Below are 18,168 nucleotides of genomic sequence, written 5' to 3' on the forward strand. Positions count from 1 at the left end.
TATCAAAATAAATTTGCATGAAATAAATTATGAACTTTGTTAAAAATAATCCCGGCTATAAACCGGGATTTAAAAGTATTTTTATTTCAACACCTTAACTTCTACTGCATGTAAGCCTTTTGAGCTTTTACCAAGAGAAAATTCTACTTTGTCATTTTCATTTAAAGTTTTAAAACCATTACTAATGATTTCTTGAAAATGAACAAATACATCTTCACCATTTGATTGTTGAATAAAACCGAATCCTTTTGAACTGTTAAACCATTTAACAGATCCTTCTAAACGCTCTGCCATAACAGATGCTCCTATTTGAATAATTAAAAAATGTGATTTTGACAGGGCTCTAAAAATACTGCGGGCTAAGAAAAAATAGAATTTACTTCTAATAGATCGATAACAAAATTACAGAATTGCTTTCAAAGAAACTGCCTATCTGTAAAGTTAAGCTTTTAATTTTGATTTACCTAGTAAAATCTTTAAAATATTATTAACTAATAAAATCGTACACCTTGCAAATTTGGAAAACAACAATAAATTTTGACGATAAAGACAAGTTATATAATTGAATTTATTTTCTTCTTGGTTTTGCTGTGTTGTTTAGCCATTTAGAAAACTCATATCTAAGTAACAACTTTTCGTAATTATTATGTTCCGGTGTTTGGAGAAATTAGATAACTATAATAAATATTTTTGAAAACATAAAATTCATTTTTGCTAATTGATATATTTAAAAACTTCAATTCTCAATTTATATGAGAAGTTAAAAATAAGCTTGTATTTTTGGTAAGCTTAATTAATCATGTTATAGGATTTGAGATTATATCCGAAGGATTATTAAATAGCAGTTTAGTTCATCCCAAGAAAGTATTTCGAGGAGCTTAAGTCGCAACTTGTTCAAGTACTATAATAGTCCACAATCATCAATCCGGCAATCCGAATCTATTAAGAGAATTCGTAACAATAAATTAGAAATCTAATTGGCATGAAAAATATTAGACATATAGGATTTAGATCATCTAATATTTATATTTGATGAATTTACATCATTTGTAGAACAGAGAATTATTTAATAAATTCATATTGAAAGAAAATTTCCATATTCTAAATAAACTGAATTAATTTATTGATTAAACCATAAGATATGCGGAAAAAAAAAGTCATTATAAAAAGCAATATACAAAATTAAAATATGTTAAGAAAAATACTACTTATATTCTTCAGTATATTGATTTTAAATATATACGCACAGAAAAATGAAATTCATGTTTCAATAACTGGGAATGATTTGAATGAAGGAACAATTTTAAGTCCATTAAAATCAATTAGCCAAGCCGCAAAGAAGGCGATGCCTGGAGATGTAATTATTGTGCATGAAGGTATTTATCGAGAACAAATCACACCGACTCGAGGTGGAAATTCTGATCAAGAAAGAATCATTTATCAGGCAGCAAAAGGAGAAAAAGTTGAAATTAGAGGATCAGAAATAATAAAAGGCTGGAGAAAGATTATTAATAATACTTGGGAAGTCAAAGTTCCAAATATTTTTTTCAGCAATTTCAATCCATATATTGATATAATAAAAGGCGATTGGTTTACTCCCACACCTGAAGACCGAATTTATCATACAGGCGCTGTTTATTTAAATGGCGATTGGTTAATGGAAGCTTATAAAAAAGAAGAAGTAATGGGAAGAACCAAAGAAGAAAACCAACTTTGGTTTTCTGAAATAAATGCCGATACGACAATAATTTGGGCACAATTCTATAACGTAGATCCTAATATTGAAACTGTAGAAATAAATGTAAGGCAGAAAATTTTCTATCCAGATAGACCATTTATCAATTATATAACGGTAAATGGTTTTATTATGCAACATGCGGCAACGAATTGGGCACCGCCAACTGCAGAACAAATGGGTCTAATTGGAACTCATTGGAGCAGAGGATGGATTATTGAAAATAATACAATTCAATATTCGAAATGTGTTGGAATAGCATTAGGTAAATATGGTGATGAATTTGACAATAAAGATACAGAATCGGCTGAAGGATACGTTGGAACAATAAATCGTGCGCTTGAATTTGGTTGGAACAAAGGGACAGTTGGAGGTCATATTGTTAAAAACAATACAATTGCATATTGTGAGCAATCAGGAATTGTTGGAAGCATGGGATGTGCATTTAGTACAATATCCGGCAACACTATTCATAACATATATGAAAGAAGATTGTTCACAGGCGCTGAAATGGCAGGAATTAAATTTCATGGAGCCGTAGATGTAATTATTGAAAAAAATCAAATTTATTCGACAAATATCGGAATATGGTTGGACTGGATGGCTCAAGGTGCACAAATTAATAAGAATCTAATGTATGATAATCTTACTGATATTTTTCTTGAAGTTAATCATGGTCCAACTGTAGTTAGTAATAATATATTACTTTCACCCGATAACCTTGTTTTAAACTCAAATGGTATTGCGGTTTCGCATAATTTATTTATTGGAAAAGTTGATGCGTTATTTTATGATTCGAGATTAACGCCTTATCTAAAACCTCATTCAACATTTATAGAATCCTTATCGGATAATTCAAGTGGAGACATGCAGTTTTATAATAATCTTTTTTTTAATGGAAGCGATGTAAGTCAATACAGCAAAGCTTTATTGCCGGTAATATTTGAAGGAAACGTCTTTACAAAAGGTAGTAAGCGACCAAACTCTGATTCTATTGTTAAAAAATACGGTGAATTAAGTGAAACTGGAAAAGAGAAACTTAAAAATTCCATATCTATATCAGCTATTGAAAGTAATACAGTAGATGCGCAAGATTTTGATTCAAATATTGATATTATTAAAGATGGAAAAGATATTTTTTTATTATTTAATTTTAATAAAAAATGGATATCAAATCATATTCGTAAAATTATTTCATCAAAAATGTTAAGAAGGGCAATTATTCCGGACTTATTATTTGAAAACCCGGATGCTTCATCATTAGAAATAGATGATGATTATTTAAGTAATAAGCGTAATAAAAAATATCCATCACCCGGACCATTTGAAATTATTAATGAGGGAAGACAAAAAATCAAAGTTTGGTAATTTTGAATATTTATTTAATATTTTTTTAGCCCATCCGAAAAGAAGAGCTTTTTTAGATATTTGTTTTTAGAATTTTAACAATATTATATTTACTGACTGCTATTAGTATTTATTCAATTCAATTACAAATCCAAAGATATTTTTTTATACTCTAATTTAAAACAATCTAAAAATTATTTAGAATCTGTACTCATTTAAAATCTCAATAATATTTTCAAAATAAAGAAAGAAATTCAAACTGAACATTTCTGAAGGTAATATTCTAAATGGAAAAATTTAACATAAAGACTAATTCAAAAATTGTAGGATATTATGGTCGTATTTTAATTTAATAAACATTTCAGCTTTATTTGAAAGTTGAATAAAGTTCAATAACACAAAAAAAACCTTATAACAAAGATGAAGCTAATAATTGAAGAAGATTACAGATCTAAGACTTTTTTGGAAAATTATTATAACTCGCTGAAACTTATATTCGACTGAAAAAGATTTGTAAAATTTACAATTGTTAAAATATTTTAAGAGGAATTGTTCAGTTCAATTATAAGAGTGCTAGCTCTAATTTAAAAAAAATAAATAACCTTAGACATTTATAAAATATTTTATTAATTTTCTATCACAAGACTTATAGTCCTATTAAAGTAGTTTTGTGTGCAACTCAACACAGTATCGATTTTAACGATTTATTTTTTATATAAATTTTTATCTGTCATAATTTCACAATACATTTTTTTTAAAAATTACCCCAAAATTTTTAATTGTAAAGTGATTTTAAAATTTATTTCATCATTTAAGAGCAAACATGTCGGAAAACGAAAAGTTTTTTATTGTAGCTATAGGCGCATCTGCTGGTGGACTAAAAGCAATTGAAGAATTATTTTCCAGTTTACCAGCTAATACCGGAATGGCATTTATAGTAATTCAGCATTTATCACCCGATTATAAAAGTTTAATGGTTGAGCTGCTTTCTAAGAAAACTCAAATGAAGGTAGTAAGAGCTGAAAATGAAATGACCATTAAACAAAATTACGTTTATCTCATTCCGCCCAAAATGAACATGACAATTTATCATAACCAATTAATGTTATTTGAACAAAACCATCAGCACGGTTTAAACTTGCCGATTGATATTTTCTTCAAATCATTGGCAAAGGATGCCGGTGAAATGGCGGTTGGTGTTGTACTTTCCGGAACCGGAAGCGACGGGACCAGCGGATTAAAGGATATTAAAGAAAACGGCGGATTGGTAATTGTTCAAGAACCGGAAACCGCTCAGTTTGACGGTATGCCAAGAAGCGCAATTAATTCTGAACTGGTAGATTTTGTTCTTCCGCCAAACGCGATTGCGGAAAAACTAAATAGTTATGCAAATGGTTTATCGTTTGGATTAGAAGAAAAATCTAAGCTTTTCACTTCTAAGCAAGATGGAATTTTAAGAATATTTTCAATTATCAGAGATACGCACAAAATTGACTATTCTAATTATAAGATCAGTACAATGGTAAGAAGAATAGAACGGCGTATGTATTTAAATCAAATAAATGATCTTCAAGATTATATAAAATATTTGGACGGAAACGCCCGAGAAGTCAGCACACTATCCAGAGATCTTTTAATTGGTGTAACTAGCTTTTTCAGAGATGAAGAAGCTTTTACAATTCTGCAGAAAGATATTATTCCGCAATTAATTCAGAAAAACTTAAAGAAAGAAATTAGAATTTGGGTCGCGGGATGTTCAACCGGTGAAGAAGCTTATTCAATTGCTATACTATGTTATGAATTTTTGGAAAAAATTGGCAGTAAAATTTCAATTAAAATTTTTGCTACCGATGTTGATCAAGAAGCAATAATAAAAGCCAGTAACGGATTATTTGTAGACAGCATAGTTAACGAAATTGATGAAAACAGGATTGGCAAATATTTTATTAAGCATGATGTCGGTTTTAAAATATCCAGAAAAATTAGGGAAATGGTTGTTTTTGCAAAACACAACTTAATTAAAGATCCGCCTTTCCCAAATATTGACTTTATAACTTGCAGAAATCTTTTAATTTATTTACAGCCATCATTACAAAATAAGGTTTTTGATTTTTTCAATTTTTCATTAAACGAAGGCGGTTATCTCTTTTTGGGTTCAAGCGAATCAATTGGTGATTATACAGAATATTTTGACACAATAAATCATAAATGGAAAATTTATAAATCAAAAGGAAAGCCATCAATAATTGATTTACATAAATTAAACATACCTCTTCAAACAAATAAAGTTGGGTTGAGCGATAGACCAAGAAGAAATAATAATTTGAATCATCATGATGAGGAAAGAATTTTAAATAGATTCTTAGAAAGCGCTTATGGTAGATTTTTACCGCTAACAATTTTAATTAACGAACACAGCGAAATTTTACACATAATCGGCGATGCGTCTAAGTTTTTGAAATTTCCAACCGGAAAACTTACAAACAATATTACAAAATTAATTATTAAAGACCTAGAAGTGCCGATATCAACGGCAATTCAAAAATTGTTTATAAAAGCGGAAGAAATTATTTATAACAATATCAAAATTAAAGCCGGAAATAACATTGAAACATATTCTCTTAAATTTATTTTGGTTGAAGGAAAAAAACATCAGGAACAACTAGGAGCAATATTCTTCGAAAAATTTGCCGAAACCAAAGAAGAGGAAAATTTAAATGTTTTAGATAATTTAGATATTGGCGAACAAGCTTTACAAAGAATTTCGGATTTAGAACAGGAACTTCAATTTACCAAAGAAAACCTGCAGGCAACTATTGAGGAATTGGAAACCTCAAATGAGGAACTGCAAGCGGCTAATGAAGAACTTTTGGCAAGCAATGAAGAACTGCAGAGTACTAATGAAGAACTCCAATCAGTTAATGAAGAATTACACACTGTAAATTCCGAGCACCAAACAAAAATATTAGAACTTACCGAGCTGAATAATGATATTGAAAATTTGATTAACGGACTTCAGCTTGCAGTTGTATTTTTTGATGATAATTTGGAACTGAGAAAATTTACGCCCAAAGCGCAAGAAATATTAAAAATAAATGAAAATGATTTGGGTAAAAGTTTTGAAGATATTCTTCACCGTTGGGAAAAACCAAACTTATGCGGTTTAATTGAGCAAGTTCAATTTACCGGAGAAATTCTGACTAAAGAATTTTCATTCAACAGTCATTATTATATTGTTAGCGTAAGACCTTACTTAATATCAAAAGATTCTCAATCGGGAGTAATTGTAACTTTAGTTGAAATTACCGAACTGCATGGCATTGAAGACAGATTTTTAAAGAATGAAAAATGGCTATTGCAAACTTCGGAACTTGCTAAGATTGGCGGTTGGGAAATTGATTTAAAAAATCAGTCATTGTTTTGGACAAATGCAGTTTATGACATCTTTGAATTGAAAAAAGAATTAAAAATAAATTTGGAAAACAGCTTAAAATATTTTGTCAATTCAGATAAGCAAACAATCGAAAGTGCTTTTTCTGATTGTATGAACGCCGGAAAAGATTTTGATCTGAACGTAAAAATTCTTTCCGCGAAGGAAGTAGAAAAGCACATACGCGTTATTGGCAAAGCTGATAAAAACGAAGAAAAAGTAAATAGAGTTTATGGAGTTATTCAGGATATCAGCGAGCTAGTAAATTTCAAAAAGCAAATTGCGGACGCTGAAATTTATGCCACACAAATTTCTGATATTATAAAAGAAGAAAGCAATAATTTGGACGAAAAATTTAAACAAAGAATTAGATCGATAAATTCTAAAAGCGAAAGGAGAAAAAAGAAGTAGTAATGGAAAGGATTGTTGATTCAGCGAAAAATTCTATATTTAATGATTATGCTGAAATTGAAAAAAGCCTAAAAAACATTGACTCAAAAACAGGTGAAAGTATTCGTAAACTTATTAACGAATTATATGTTCAGCAGATTGAATTAGAAAATCAAAATGAAGAATTAAGAAATATTCAAAGTGAAATTGAAATAATAAAAAATGAGTACTTTGATTTATATAATAATGCGCCGGTCGGTTATTTGGTATTGGATGATAAAGCGATAATACACAAAAGTAATATATCTTTCCAAAATTATCTCGGTTTATCTGCTTCGGAAATTCTGAATAAACCTTTGAATAATTTTATAGTTGAGAAGGAAGACTTTCTTAGTGTATATCATTCCTTCTTCAATCATCCGAAGAATAAAATGTTTGATTACCAATTTTCTGGCGCTTCTAACAAAACATTTTACGGGAGAATTATTGCCAGCGATTTTAATAATTCCGTTTTTATAAAAAATAATGTTAAGAAAATACTGGTTATTGTAAATGATATTACAATTCAAAAAGTGTTTGAAAACAAAATGCAAGAATTTGTTTTAAATAAATCTAAATTTATTTCAAGTATTGCTCATGATATCAGAAATCCGCTTAACTCTATTTTGGGATATGCAAAATTTCTGTTGGATGAAAAGGATAAATTGGATACTAACGAAATTCAAGATTGTCTTATTTCAATTAATTCGGTTAGTAAAAATTTATATCATTTTATCGATAATTTTCTTGATTTATCAAAAATTAATTTTGATTTGGAAAATATATCACTCACAAATCTCAATCAAAATTTAATTCTTGATGAAGTTCTAAATCTGACGAGCAAAGCGGCAGCAATAAAGAATATTACGATAAATTTTCATCGCAAGGATAATTTTTACTGTCTCTGCGATAAATTCATGATTTCAACTGTTTATCGTAATGTAATTTCCAATTCAATTAAATTCACAAATAACGGCGGTAAAATTGATATTCATTGCGAATACAAAGATAATCTTGCGGCAATAACAATATCGGATAATGGAATTGGAATGAATGAAGACATTATTAAAAGTATTGATGATAACGGAATAATTGAATCGACAGAAGGAACGAATAATGAAAACGGTTCCGGTTTTGGATTAAGAATTTGTAAAGAATACATAGAAAAAATGACGGGTAAAATAGCGGTTTCAAGCGAAAAGAATAAAGGTACAATTTTTACAATTATACTTCCAACAAGAAAAATAAAAGGATAAGATAATGTCCAATACCGATAATTCTGAATTAAGGAAAACAGCATTAAACAAACTAAGTGAAAAAGAATATGAATTTGAATTGCTGAGTCAAAAAGAATTTAAGGAAATTATTCACGAATTAAAAGTTCATCAGATTGAGCTTGAAATTCAAAATGAAGAATTGAGAATTGCTCAGGAAAAATTAGAGGAAAGCAAACAAAATTATTATCATTTATTTAACAACGCGCCTATCGGCTACATACTTCTTGATTCTACGGGCACAATTCTAAACGCAAATTTAGAAATGCAGAATATATTAAATTTGAATTTATCGGAAATAAAAAATAAACCTTTTAATTTATTTTTATCGGCAGGAGATTCAAATAAATTTTTGAGTATTTATAACGCCTTTTTTAAGAAACCGGATAATAAAGTATTTAGGTTTCGCGCAAAAGATAGGCAGATTCAAATTTTTGGAAAGCATCACGAAATAATACATGATAATAAAAATCAGAAAGTACTTTTTGTAAATGTGGTTGATATAACGGAATTGGAAAAAGCTCATTCAAAAATTGCCGCGAGCGAACTTAAATATCACGAAATTTTCAACAATGCAAATGACGCAATTTTCATTAGTGATCCTAAAACGTACCAAATTATTGAGTGCAATGACAACGCGTGCAAAATGTGTGATTTTACGGAAGAAGAGTTTAACAATATAAATCTTACCAATTTTTTCGCCGGTGAAGATAAAAATCAAATAATTAAAAAATATAAAGAAATACTAATTCTAAATAGATTTTCAAATCAGCGCTGCAAAGTAATTACCAAAAACGGCAACGGTATTCCTTTGGAAATTAGCGCTTCATTAGTCAAAATTGATCAACATGAATTTGTTTTATCAATAGCGAGAAATATGACAGAGCATGAGAAAATGATAAAGCAAATTGAAAAGGACGCTGCATTATACAGTTCAATTATTCATACTGCGCTTGAAGGTTTTCTCATATTTGATGTTGATGATAAAATTCAAGACGTTAACAATGCCGCATGTGAAATGCTGGGTTATTCGAATTCGGAAATTATTGGACTCGACATAAAATCAATACTTGATGAAAAAGATTTTAATAAAATTATCAATTCGCAAACCAACAAAACCGATGAAAATAAATATCAAATATTTCTTAAAAGAAAAGATGAAAATTTGGTAAACGTTGAAATTAGTATTTCATCAATAAAAAACGGAGATGTAAAAGTTTTTGTAGCTTTTCTGCGTGATATAACTATTGAAGTAATTAATAAAAATATATTTAAGAAAAGATTAGAACTTTATGAATTCGCGGCTTATAATAACATTGATGAAGTTATGCGGAAAGCACTTGATTTTTCGGAGGAACTTACAAATAGCAAAGTATCATTTTGGCATCACATTGATGATAAAGAAGAAAATGTTATTCTACAGCAGTGGTCAACAAAAACAAAAGAACAAAATTGTTTGGTTAATGAAAAATATCATAATTCAAGTTTAAGTAAAGCAGGATTTTGGGCTGATTGCGTAAGGAACAGAAAAACAATTGTTGTTAATGATTACGATAAGTCAACTCAAAAAAATGCTTTGCCCGAGGGACATACTGATTTAATTAGACAATTAATTGTACCTGTTTTTAAGGAAGAAAAAATTGTGGCAATAATTGGTGTTGGAAACAAACCTACAAACTATATTGATCCTGATATTACAACACTGGAATTATTTGGGAATGTAATTTGGACAATATATGAAAAACAATTTGCCAAGGAAACATTAATAAAAAGCGAACAAAAAAATAAAGCTATTGTTGGTGTATTACCTGACCTACTATTTGAATTTAGTAAAACCGGGATATTCTTAAATTACAATTGCAGTGATTATTCAAAGTTATTTCTTCCTCCTGAAAAATTTATGAATAAAAATATTAATGAAGTTCTACCGAAAGAAATTGCTTTTCTTTTGCAGAATAAAATTAATGATGCGTTCAATTCTGAGGAGATGATTAGCTTTGAATATTCTAACTTTGTTGAAAATGTTTACCAGTATTTTGCAGTTAGAATGGTAAAATTTACGCAGAATTCTGTTTTATGTTTTATGAGAGACATTACTGAAAAGCAAATTGCTAAAGAATTAATTATTGAATCGGAAGAGAAATTTTCCAAAGTGTTTTTCAATAGCCCGTTAATAAAAACAATAATTGATATCAAAACCGATAAGTTTATTGACGTTAATAAAAGTTTTGAAAAAATTACCGGGTTTTCAAAAAAGGAATCAATCGGAAAAACCGCTTTGGAAATCGGTTTAATAAAAATTGAAGACAGAAAAAAAATATTTAAGGAACTTGATGAAAAAGGCAATGTACGAAATTTTAGATTGAACTTATACAGGAAGGACGGAACTTCGTTTATATGTAATTATATTATTGAGATTATAACAATTGCCGGTAAAGATTTATTCTTGACTTTAGCCGAAGATATAACCGATAAAATTAAAGCCGAAAATGAATTGGATCAATATAAAAATAACTTGGAAAATATGGTTAATGAAAGAACGGAACAGTTAAAAGACGCGAATTTCAAGTTGGAAAATGAAATTAAAAAAACTAAACAAGCGGAAAAAATTGTTTTGGACGCTTTGGAAAAGGAAAAGGAACTGAGCAAATTAAAATCACAATTTATGTCAATGGCTTCACATGAATTCAGAACACCTTTAACCACAATATACAGCGCTTCTGAGCTAATTGAAACATATACTAACCAAGATGATAAAGAAAATGTAGTAAAGCACACAAAAAAAATTCAAGAATCTGTTGACAAAATGGTTGATTTGCTTGGTGAAATATTAATGTTAAGCAAAAATGAAAAAAATAAAATAGAACTAAATACGTCTTTAACTGACCTAAGTGATTTATTAAAAAATATTGCTGTCGAAGCGGAATATAAAAAGAGAAGCAATCAAAATATTATTTTGGAAAATAATCTTTCGAAAAATGAATTTAATGTTGATGCAAAAATTATAAATCATATACTTACAAATCTATTAATGAATTCAATAAAGTATTCAAATAATAATTCAACCATTATTTTAACTGTAATTGATAAGGATGAAAAAATATTTTTCTATGTATGCGATAACGGAAAAGGAATTGATAAGAACGATTGGAATTTAATTTTTGAGCCGTTTTACAGAGGTGAAAATGCATCAAACATTGAGGGTACGGGATTAGGCTTAAGCATAGTTAAAACTTTTGTTGAAATACACAAAGGTGAAATTAAAGTTGAACCAAATAATAACGGCGGAGTATGTTTCAAAGTAATTATTCCCATAATTTTATAAGATTGTTAACAGTTAAATATGAAAGCTCATTTTAATGGAAAATAAAAAATATTGTATTCTAATCCTTGAAGACGATAAGGATGTAAGAGATTCGCTTAAAGAAATATTACAGCTGAATAACTATCAAGTTATGGTTGCCGAAAATGTTAAAGAAGCATTGTCAACACTTGAAAAAGTTAAACCCGACTTAATATTATCTGACATAGTTATGCCCGAATTATCCGGTTTGGAATTTCTTGAAAAAATTAGGACTATTCCCGTTTTATTTAACATACCTTTTATTTTCTTGACTGCTCAATCAGAAAGTAACAAGATTAGAGAAGGGATGAATTTAGGAGCCGATGATTTTATAACAAAACCATTTAAAGTTAATGATCTTTTGAGATCAGTAAAACTTCGACTTGAAAAGAAAACTTTTTTAGATGAAAAAATAGACTTGACGTTAAAAGGCATAACTAAATATGTTCCTCACGAATTGAGAACTCCTTTAGTAGCTATTTTAGGTTATCCGCAGTTGATAAAAGAAAATTTTGATGAGTATGACAAACCGCAAATATTTGAGATGCTTGATAATATTTATCATGGCAGTAAAAGGCTTTTGAATACTTTAGAGAAATTTATAATCTATTCCGATATTACATCAAATAAAATTAGTGAAGAACATCATGAAGACTCATTAACAAACAATTTAGAGAACCTTGTAGCAAACGTATTTGAACAGATTATTTTGACAAATGAGCGAAAAAATAATTTTTGCAAATTGATTGAAGAAAGTATATTGGAGATTAATTGTGTTCACCTTTCAACAATAATAAAACAGCTTTTAGAAAACGCATTTAAATTTTCCGAGGAAGGGGAACAAGTAACTATAATTGGGAAAATAAATAATGATAAATATTTATTTGAAATAATTGATAAAGGTATTGGATTTCCTAAAGAATTCATTCATAAAATTGGACCGTTTGTGCAATTTAACCGTGAAAATAATCAGCAGCTTGGCAACGGACTTGGATTGGCAATAGCAAATAGTCTATTGGAACAATTTAATAGTAAAATTAAAATTGAAGAAAATATTGATAAGGGAACGAAAGTAAGTTTTGAATTAAAAATAGCCAAATAAGTTTATTATGTAATAAAATAACTTCTGTCCTTAAGCGAATCCTCAAATGTAAATACGATTAAAATGGATGTAATGAAATATCTCTCCTAATTCAATTCTTTGATATTGTTATAAAAAAAAATAGTTGAACCATATTTACAAAAAGATAAGAATCTCTTATATTATATTGATAATTTAAGTTAATACTATAAAAAATATTAAGGTAACTAAAATGTTTATACGAATATTAATCATTATACTTATAATCTCAAATGTAATTATGGCTCAAGAATACACAAAAATATTCTATAAAAACGAAATCGGTAATGAAATAAATTATCTGGATAGTGTAACTTATGAACGTACAAATGGAATGGAACTAAAGTTGATATTTAATTATAATAATGAAAATCAGTTAGATTCTGTATTTTCTCTATGGTTTATTAATGGGAATTGGGATATTGAATTTAGAGATGTATTTACTTATTCAGATAAAGGAAAAGTTATCAATCAGCAAAAAGATATTGAAGAAGAAGGACAATATTATTTTTGGAGAAAATATTATTATACTTATGATGAAAACGGGAATTTAGAAACTGAAATATCTTCGGAGGATAAAAGCAAATATTTATACACTTATAACGATCGCAATAAACTTGTAAAAAAAGAACATCAATATTTTATTGATGATACAGTTAATTATATAACGACTGAAGAAACAACATTAATGTATGACAATGACGATAAAATAATATATGAGTTATTTAAAATAATATCACCCGAAGGTGAAATGATAAATTCATCGAATATGTCATTTAATTATGACTCCAATGGCAGATTACTGACTAAAATATCTCAAATATGGCAAAATGATAATTGGGGAAATGATACTAAATACTCGTTTGTTTATGACAAAGATAATCTTGTTCAAGTCGCAATGGATAATTGGTGGGATTCCACTTGGAATGTTTCTTTAAAAACAACATACTTATATGACATATTTAATAATAAAACAAGTAAAGAAAGTTATTATTATACAAACGGCAATTGGATTAAAAGCGGTTTTGAATTATATAAATTTAGTAACAGTACGTTAGACAGCATCGAAAGTAAATATAATAGCGAAGGTTCAGAATATTATGGAGATACAGGTTTTTATATACTTGGTCCAACCGATAAAAGTTACCAAATTTACGGAACAAAATTTAAATTATACTTTAATAAATTGACGAATGTCAGCGAATCCCATTCTATTCAGGATAAATTCCAACTGTATCAAAATTACCCGAATCCGTTTAACCCGACAACTAAAATAAAATACAGTATTCCGTCAAACGTTAAAAATGAAGCGCCAAATGTAAAATTGATTGTTTATGATATTCTTGGAAGGGAGGTTCAGATAATAGTGAATCAAAAACAAAGTCCCGGTAATTATGAAGTAGATTTTAACGCGAATTATTTAAGCAGTGGAATTTATTTTTATAAAATCCAAGCTGGAAATTATTTTGATACAAAGAAAATGATATTCATGAAATAAAGAATATTTTAATATTTAGAATATTTGTTAGCCCTTCGTAAAAAGAAGGGCTTTAATTTTAAACTAGCCACTAAATCACTAAAAAATAATTAGTCAAAAAATAAATAATTTTTAAAATCAATTGACGATAAAATAAGATATGCTGATTTGATAGATATTTATCGTATAGTAATTTTTCATTCAATCATTATTCTTTTGGAACTCCAATAAATTATTTTGAAGATTTTGCTTCTCTATGAAACGGCAAAGTTTCCTATAAAAAATACTAAACTAATCACAGCAAATTATAAAAAATTTATTTAGTTTAATTCAGATAATTTGTCCAAAAAAATAATGAAATACAGGTTTATCCTTTTTTCAATTTTATTTATTGATATAATATCAGCGCAGATTAAAATCCACAAATCAATCACTCTTGAGGATGGTTTAATTCACGGCGAAGTTACGTCACTTTTTCAAGACAGCAGAGGTTACATATGGATTGGAACACTCGGCGGTTTAAGTATTTGGGATGGCAATAAATTTAAATACTTAAATGTTTATAATGGTCTTCCTGCATCTCAAATTATGGATATCAAAGAATCACCCAAAGGTATAATTTATTTAGCGGCATACGGCGGCGGAATATTAAAAATCAACGGGAATAAATTTGATACCTTAAATGCTGAAAATGGATTATTAGATAATAATGTTACAAGAATTTTGATTTTATCTGAAAATAAGATATTATTTTTTGGAAACAGCGGTAAAATATCAAAACTTGAAAATGGTAAAATATCGGATTTCGGTTCTCAAATTAATTTTCCTAAATATGATATTTGGGACGCTCATATTTCCAATTCCGGAATTATATATTGTGCGACTTCAAACGGTTTAGTCAAAATTAAAAATAATAATTGTGAAATTATGGATGAGAAAAATGGCTTTTCATCCAGTCTTCTTTGGAGTGTTAATACTTTAGGTGACAGCGTAATTTATGTTGGAACAAACTTAGCCGCGCATAAAATTATTAATGGAAAAATATTTACAATAAAAAAAAATATTGCTGCTTATAAAATTCATATTACAAAAAATAAAAAAATTTACTTTGCCACAAATAATGGGATATTACTTGAACATAATGATAAACTTGAAGAAATAAATACTAAAAACGGTTTACTAAGTAATGATAATTGGACATTAACGGAAGATAAAAATGGATTGCTTTATTTTGGAACAAACGGCAGCGGAGTTAGTATTTATAATCCGAATGAATATTTGGTAAATTATAATTCTTCTTATGGTTTAGAAGATGATAAGATATTATCAGTGACACAAGATAATTTTAACAATCAATTTTTAGGTACAAAAACCGGGTTATATAAACTAAACAATTTTAAAATTCAATCATTCATAAAATCGGAAGACGAAAGAGGAAGTCTGATAAATTCTCTTTTTAAAAGAAATAATGGAGAAATTATTGTTGGGACGTATCATGGACTTAAAACACTTAAAAATAATTCACTTACAAATTATATTGATAACCCGCTGATAATAAATAACGAAATATATACAATATCAGAAATTGGTAAGAAAATTCTAATAGGAACTTTCTCAGGTGTTTATTCAATAATGGAAAATAAAGTTGAAAAAATTTCTTACTTCGATAATATCGAAAGCAATTTTATAATTTCCATCCTGCCAATCGATTCAAATAAAATTTATTATGGAAGTTTTGATAAAGGAATTTTCTATCAAAACGGAAATGAATTTAGTAATCTAACAAAGAAAAACGGCTTAAGTGAAAACGTTATAAATTGTCTGCATAGAAGAAGTGATGGCTCAATTTTGGTAGGGACACAAAATGGCTTGAACATCTTAAGAAATAATATTGTAATTGATACAATTTCAATGAATGACGGATTAAGTAATAACGCTGTTGTTGCAATTTCAGAAGATCAAAAAGGAAGGGTTTTCATTGCTACAAATAGAGGATTAAATATTATTTATAATTTAAATTCATCGAATCGGTTTATTAAAAATTTAACTCAAAAGGATGGATTAGTTTATGATAATTGTCTAAAAAGTTCAATGTATATTAATGATAGAGGAAATTTGTTAGTCGGCACTTCAAGGGGATTATCTGTTTATAATCCGGACAAAGATATTAAAAATAATACTCCGCCAAAATTATATATAACTGGTTTAGAAATATTCGGTAATGATTATCCAATTGAAGAATTGAAAAAGACGAATGAATTAAACTACAATCAAAATTATCTTAAGTTTTTTTATACGGGAATTAATTTAACAGCACCCAAAAAAATTCAGTACAAATATAAATTAGTAGGTGTAGATAAAAGTTGGATTTCCAGTAAAAGTAACAGTGTTCAATATACAAATCTTGATGAAGGTAATTATAATTTTGAAGTTAAAGCTCAAAATGAGTGGGGATATTGGAGTGAACCAATTTCTTTGGCATTTGTCATAAATCCTGCTTGGTGGGAAACATGGTGGTTTAGATTAATAATTATTTCAACCTTTGGATTTATTCTTTGGCTGGCATTTCAATATCGATTAAATTATCTATTAAAGCTGGAAAGATTAAGAACAAAAATTGCCAGTGACTTACACGATGAGGTCGGTTCATTATTGACTCAAATATCCGTTAACGCTGATTCGCTATCTTATACAAGAGATCCGGAAAAGATTAAGGAAAAAACAAACTTTATAAATACAAAAGCCGGCGAAGTTATTAGTATGATGAGTGATGTAATTTGGTCGATTGATTCAAGAAATGATACAATGGAAAGCTTGGTTGATAGAATACACAATTTTGCAATGAAATTTTTGGAGCAAAATGAAATCCAATTGAATTTCACTAATGAAATTATGGATTTACAACAAACATTAAAAATTGATTTTAGACAAAATGTAATGATGATTGCGAAAGAAGCCGTGAATAATGCTGTAAAGTATTCGCTATGTACAACTATAATGATTCATTTAAAATATAAAAATGAAATATTTGAAATGATAATTGCTGATAATGGTAAAGGAATAAATTTTGATAATCCTAAAAGCGGAAATGGATTGAAAAATATGAAAATGCGCGCAAAGTCAATCGGCGCCGAAATTGAACTTAAAAATGAAAACGGACTTAAAATTCATTTAATTAAATCTAAACTTTAATCAAGAAAAAAATGAATTCGTTTTACATCTATCGTTATAATGATATTTACCCGTTTGTGTAGTTTTTTATAAAGTGAAGTAAAAGTAAATTTAGCTATGATAAGTACAGCAATAATTGAAGACATAAAAGAAATTAGAATTCCTATTAAAGAATTCCTATGTGACCAAGAGGAGATATTATGCAATACTTCCGCCGGATCAGTAGAGGAGTTTTTTGAAAATTATGATAAAGAAATTCCGCCGGACGTTTTACTATTAGATATTGGACTTCCCGGAATTTCCGGTCTTACCGCTATTCAAATTATTAAAGAAAAATTACCAAAAACAGAAATAATAATGTTGACAGTTCACGAGGAAGCCGAAATTATTTTTAGGGCTTTAAAATCGGGTGCCTCAGGGTATTTGTTGAAAAGTACAAAACTTTCTGAAATTAAAAACGCAGTAATAGAAGTTTCCAAAGGCGGCGCTCCAATGTCTCCGCTTATTGCCAGAAAAGTTGTTAAATATTTTGATGAATCAAGATCATCGCAAAACGAAAACTTTCTTTCAGAGCGTGAAAAACAAGTCGTTGATTTTATTGTGGATGGTCTAAGTATGAAAATGATTGCGGCAAATTTAAATGTAACGGTTGATACAATAAAGTATCATTGCAAAAACATTTACAAAAAACTTCAAATAAACTCCAAAGGTGAGCTAATCTCAAAATCATTTCGAGGAGAAATCTGAAATAATGAAGTTTGTTGCAATTAGAATGTAGAATTATCAAAAATCAAAACACTAATTATAAATTAGTAACAATTTGACAATCTATAATTATAATT

At 28.4% G+C, this 18,168-nt stretch carries 9 protein-coding genes; 8 read left to right on the forward strand and 1 reads right to left on the reverse strand.

From position 1 onward, the window contains the following. Positions 1–81: 81 nt before the first annotated feature. Complete coding sequence (locus tag IPK06_17840; GenBank protein ID MBK7981831.1) at positions 82–294, reverse strand: cold-shock protein; 213 nt, start codon at positions 292–294, stop codon at positions 82–84. An 895-nt stretch (positions 295–1,189) separates the two neighbouring features. On the opposite strand from IPK06_17840, the gene IPK06_17845 reads away from it, so the two are divergent. The 8 genes from IPK06_17845 to IPK06_17880 all read left to right on the forward strand — a co-directional run bounded on the left by IPK06_17845 (position 1,190) and on the right by IPK06_17880 (position 18,073). After that, positions 1,190–3,103 (forward strand): right-handed parallel beta-helix repeat-containing protein, encoded by a 1,914-nt coding sequence (locus tag IPK06_17845; GenBank protein MBK7981832.1) that lies wholly within the window; start codon positions 1,190–1,192, stop codon positions 3,101–3,103. A gap of 802 nt (positions 3,104–3,905) precedes the next feature. After that, entirely contained in the window at positions 3,906–6,923 is a 3,018-nt protein-coding gene (locus IPK06_17850) for a PAS domain-containing protein (GenBank protein MBK7981833.1), read from the forward strand. A gap of 2 nt (positions 6,924–6,925) precedes the next feature. Continuing rightward, positions 6,926–8,197 (forward strand): PAS domain-containing sensor histidine kinase, encoded by a 1,272-nt coding sequence (locus tag IPK06_17855; protein ID MBK7981834.1) that lies wholly within the window; start codon positions 6,926–6,928, stop codon positions 8,195–8,197. A gap of 4 nt (positions 8,198–8,201) precedes the next feature. Next, positions 8,202–11,540 (forward strand): PAS domain S-box protein, encoded by a 3,339-nt coding sequence (locus tag IPK06_17860; protein MBK7981835.1) that lies wholly within the window; start codon positions 8,202–8,204, stop codon positions 11,538–11,540. Between the two features lie 34 nt (positions 11,541–11,574). Next, positions 11,575–12,660, forward strand: coding sequence for a response regulator (locus IPK06_17865; protein MBK7981836.1), 1,086 nt, complete (start codon positions 11,575–11,577; stop codon positions 12,658–12,660). Between the two features lie 211 nt (positions 12,661–12,871). Then, entirely contained in the window at positions 12,872–14,176 is a 1,305-nt protein-coding gene (locus tag IPK06_17870) for a T9SS type A sorting domain-containing protein (GenBank protein ID MBK7981837.1), read from the forward strand. 333 nt (positions 14,177–14,509) lie between these two features. After that, the gene (locus IPK06_17875) at positions 14,510–17,347 is read left to right on the forward strand and encodes a hypothetical protein (protein MBK7981838.1); all 2,838 of its coding nucleotides are present in this window, start codon (positions 14,510–14,512) and stop codon (positions 17,345–17,347) included. Positions 17,348–17,443: 96 nt separating this feature from the next. Further along, entirely contained in the window at positions 17,444–18,073 is a 630-nt protein-coding gene (locus IPK06_17880) for a response regulator transcription factor (GenBank protein ID MBK7981839.1), read from the forward strand. Positions 18,074–18,168: the final 95 nt, after the last annotated feature.

The sequence above is a fragment of the Ignavibacteriota bacterium genome, from assembly GCA_016713565.1.
GTDB lineage: Bacteria > Bacteroidota > Ignavibacteria > Ignavibacteriales > Melioribacteraceae.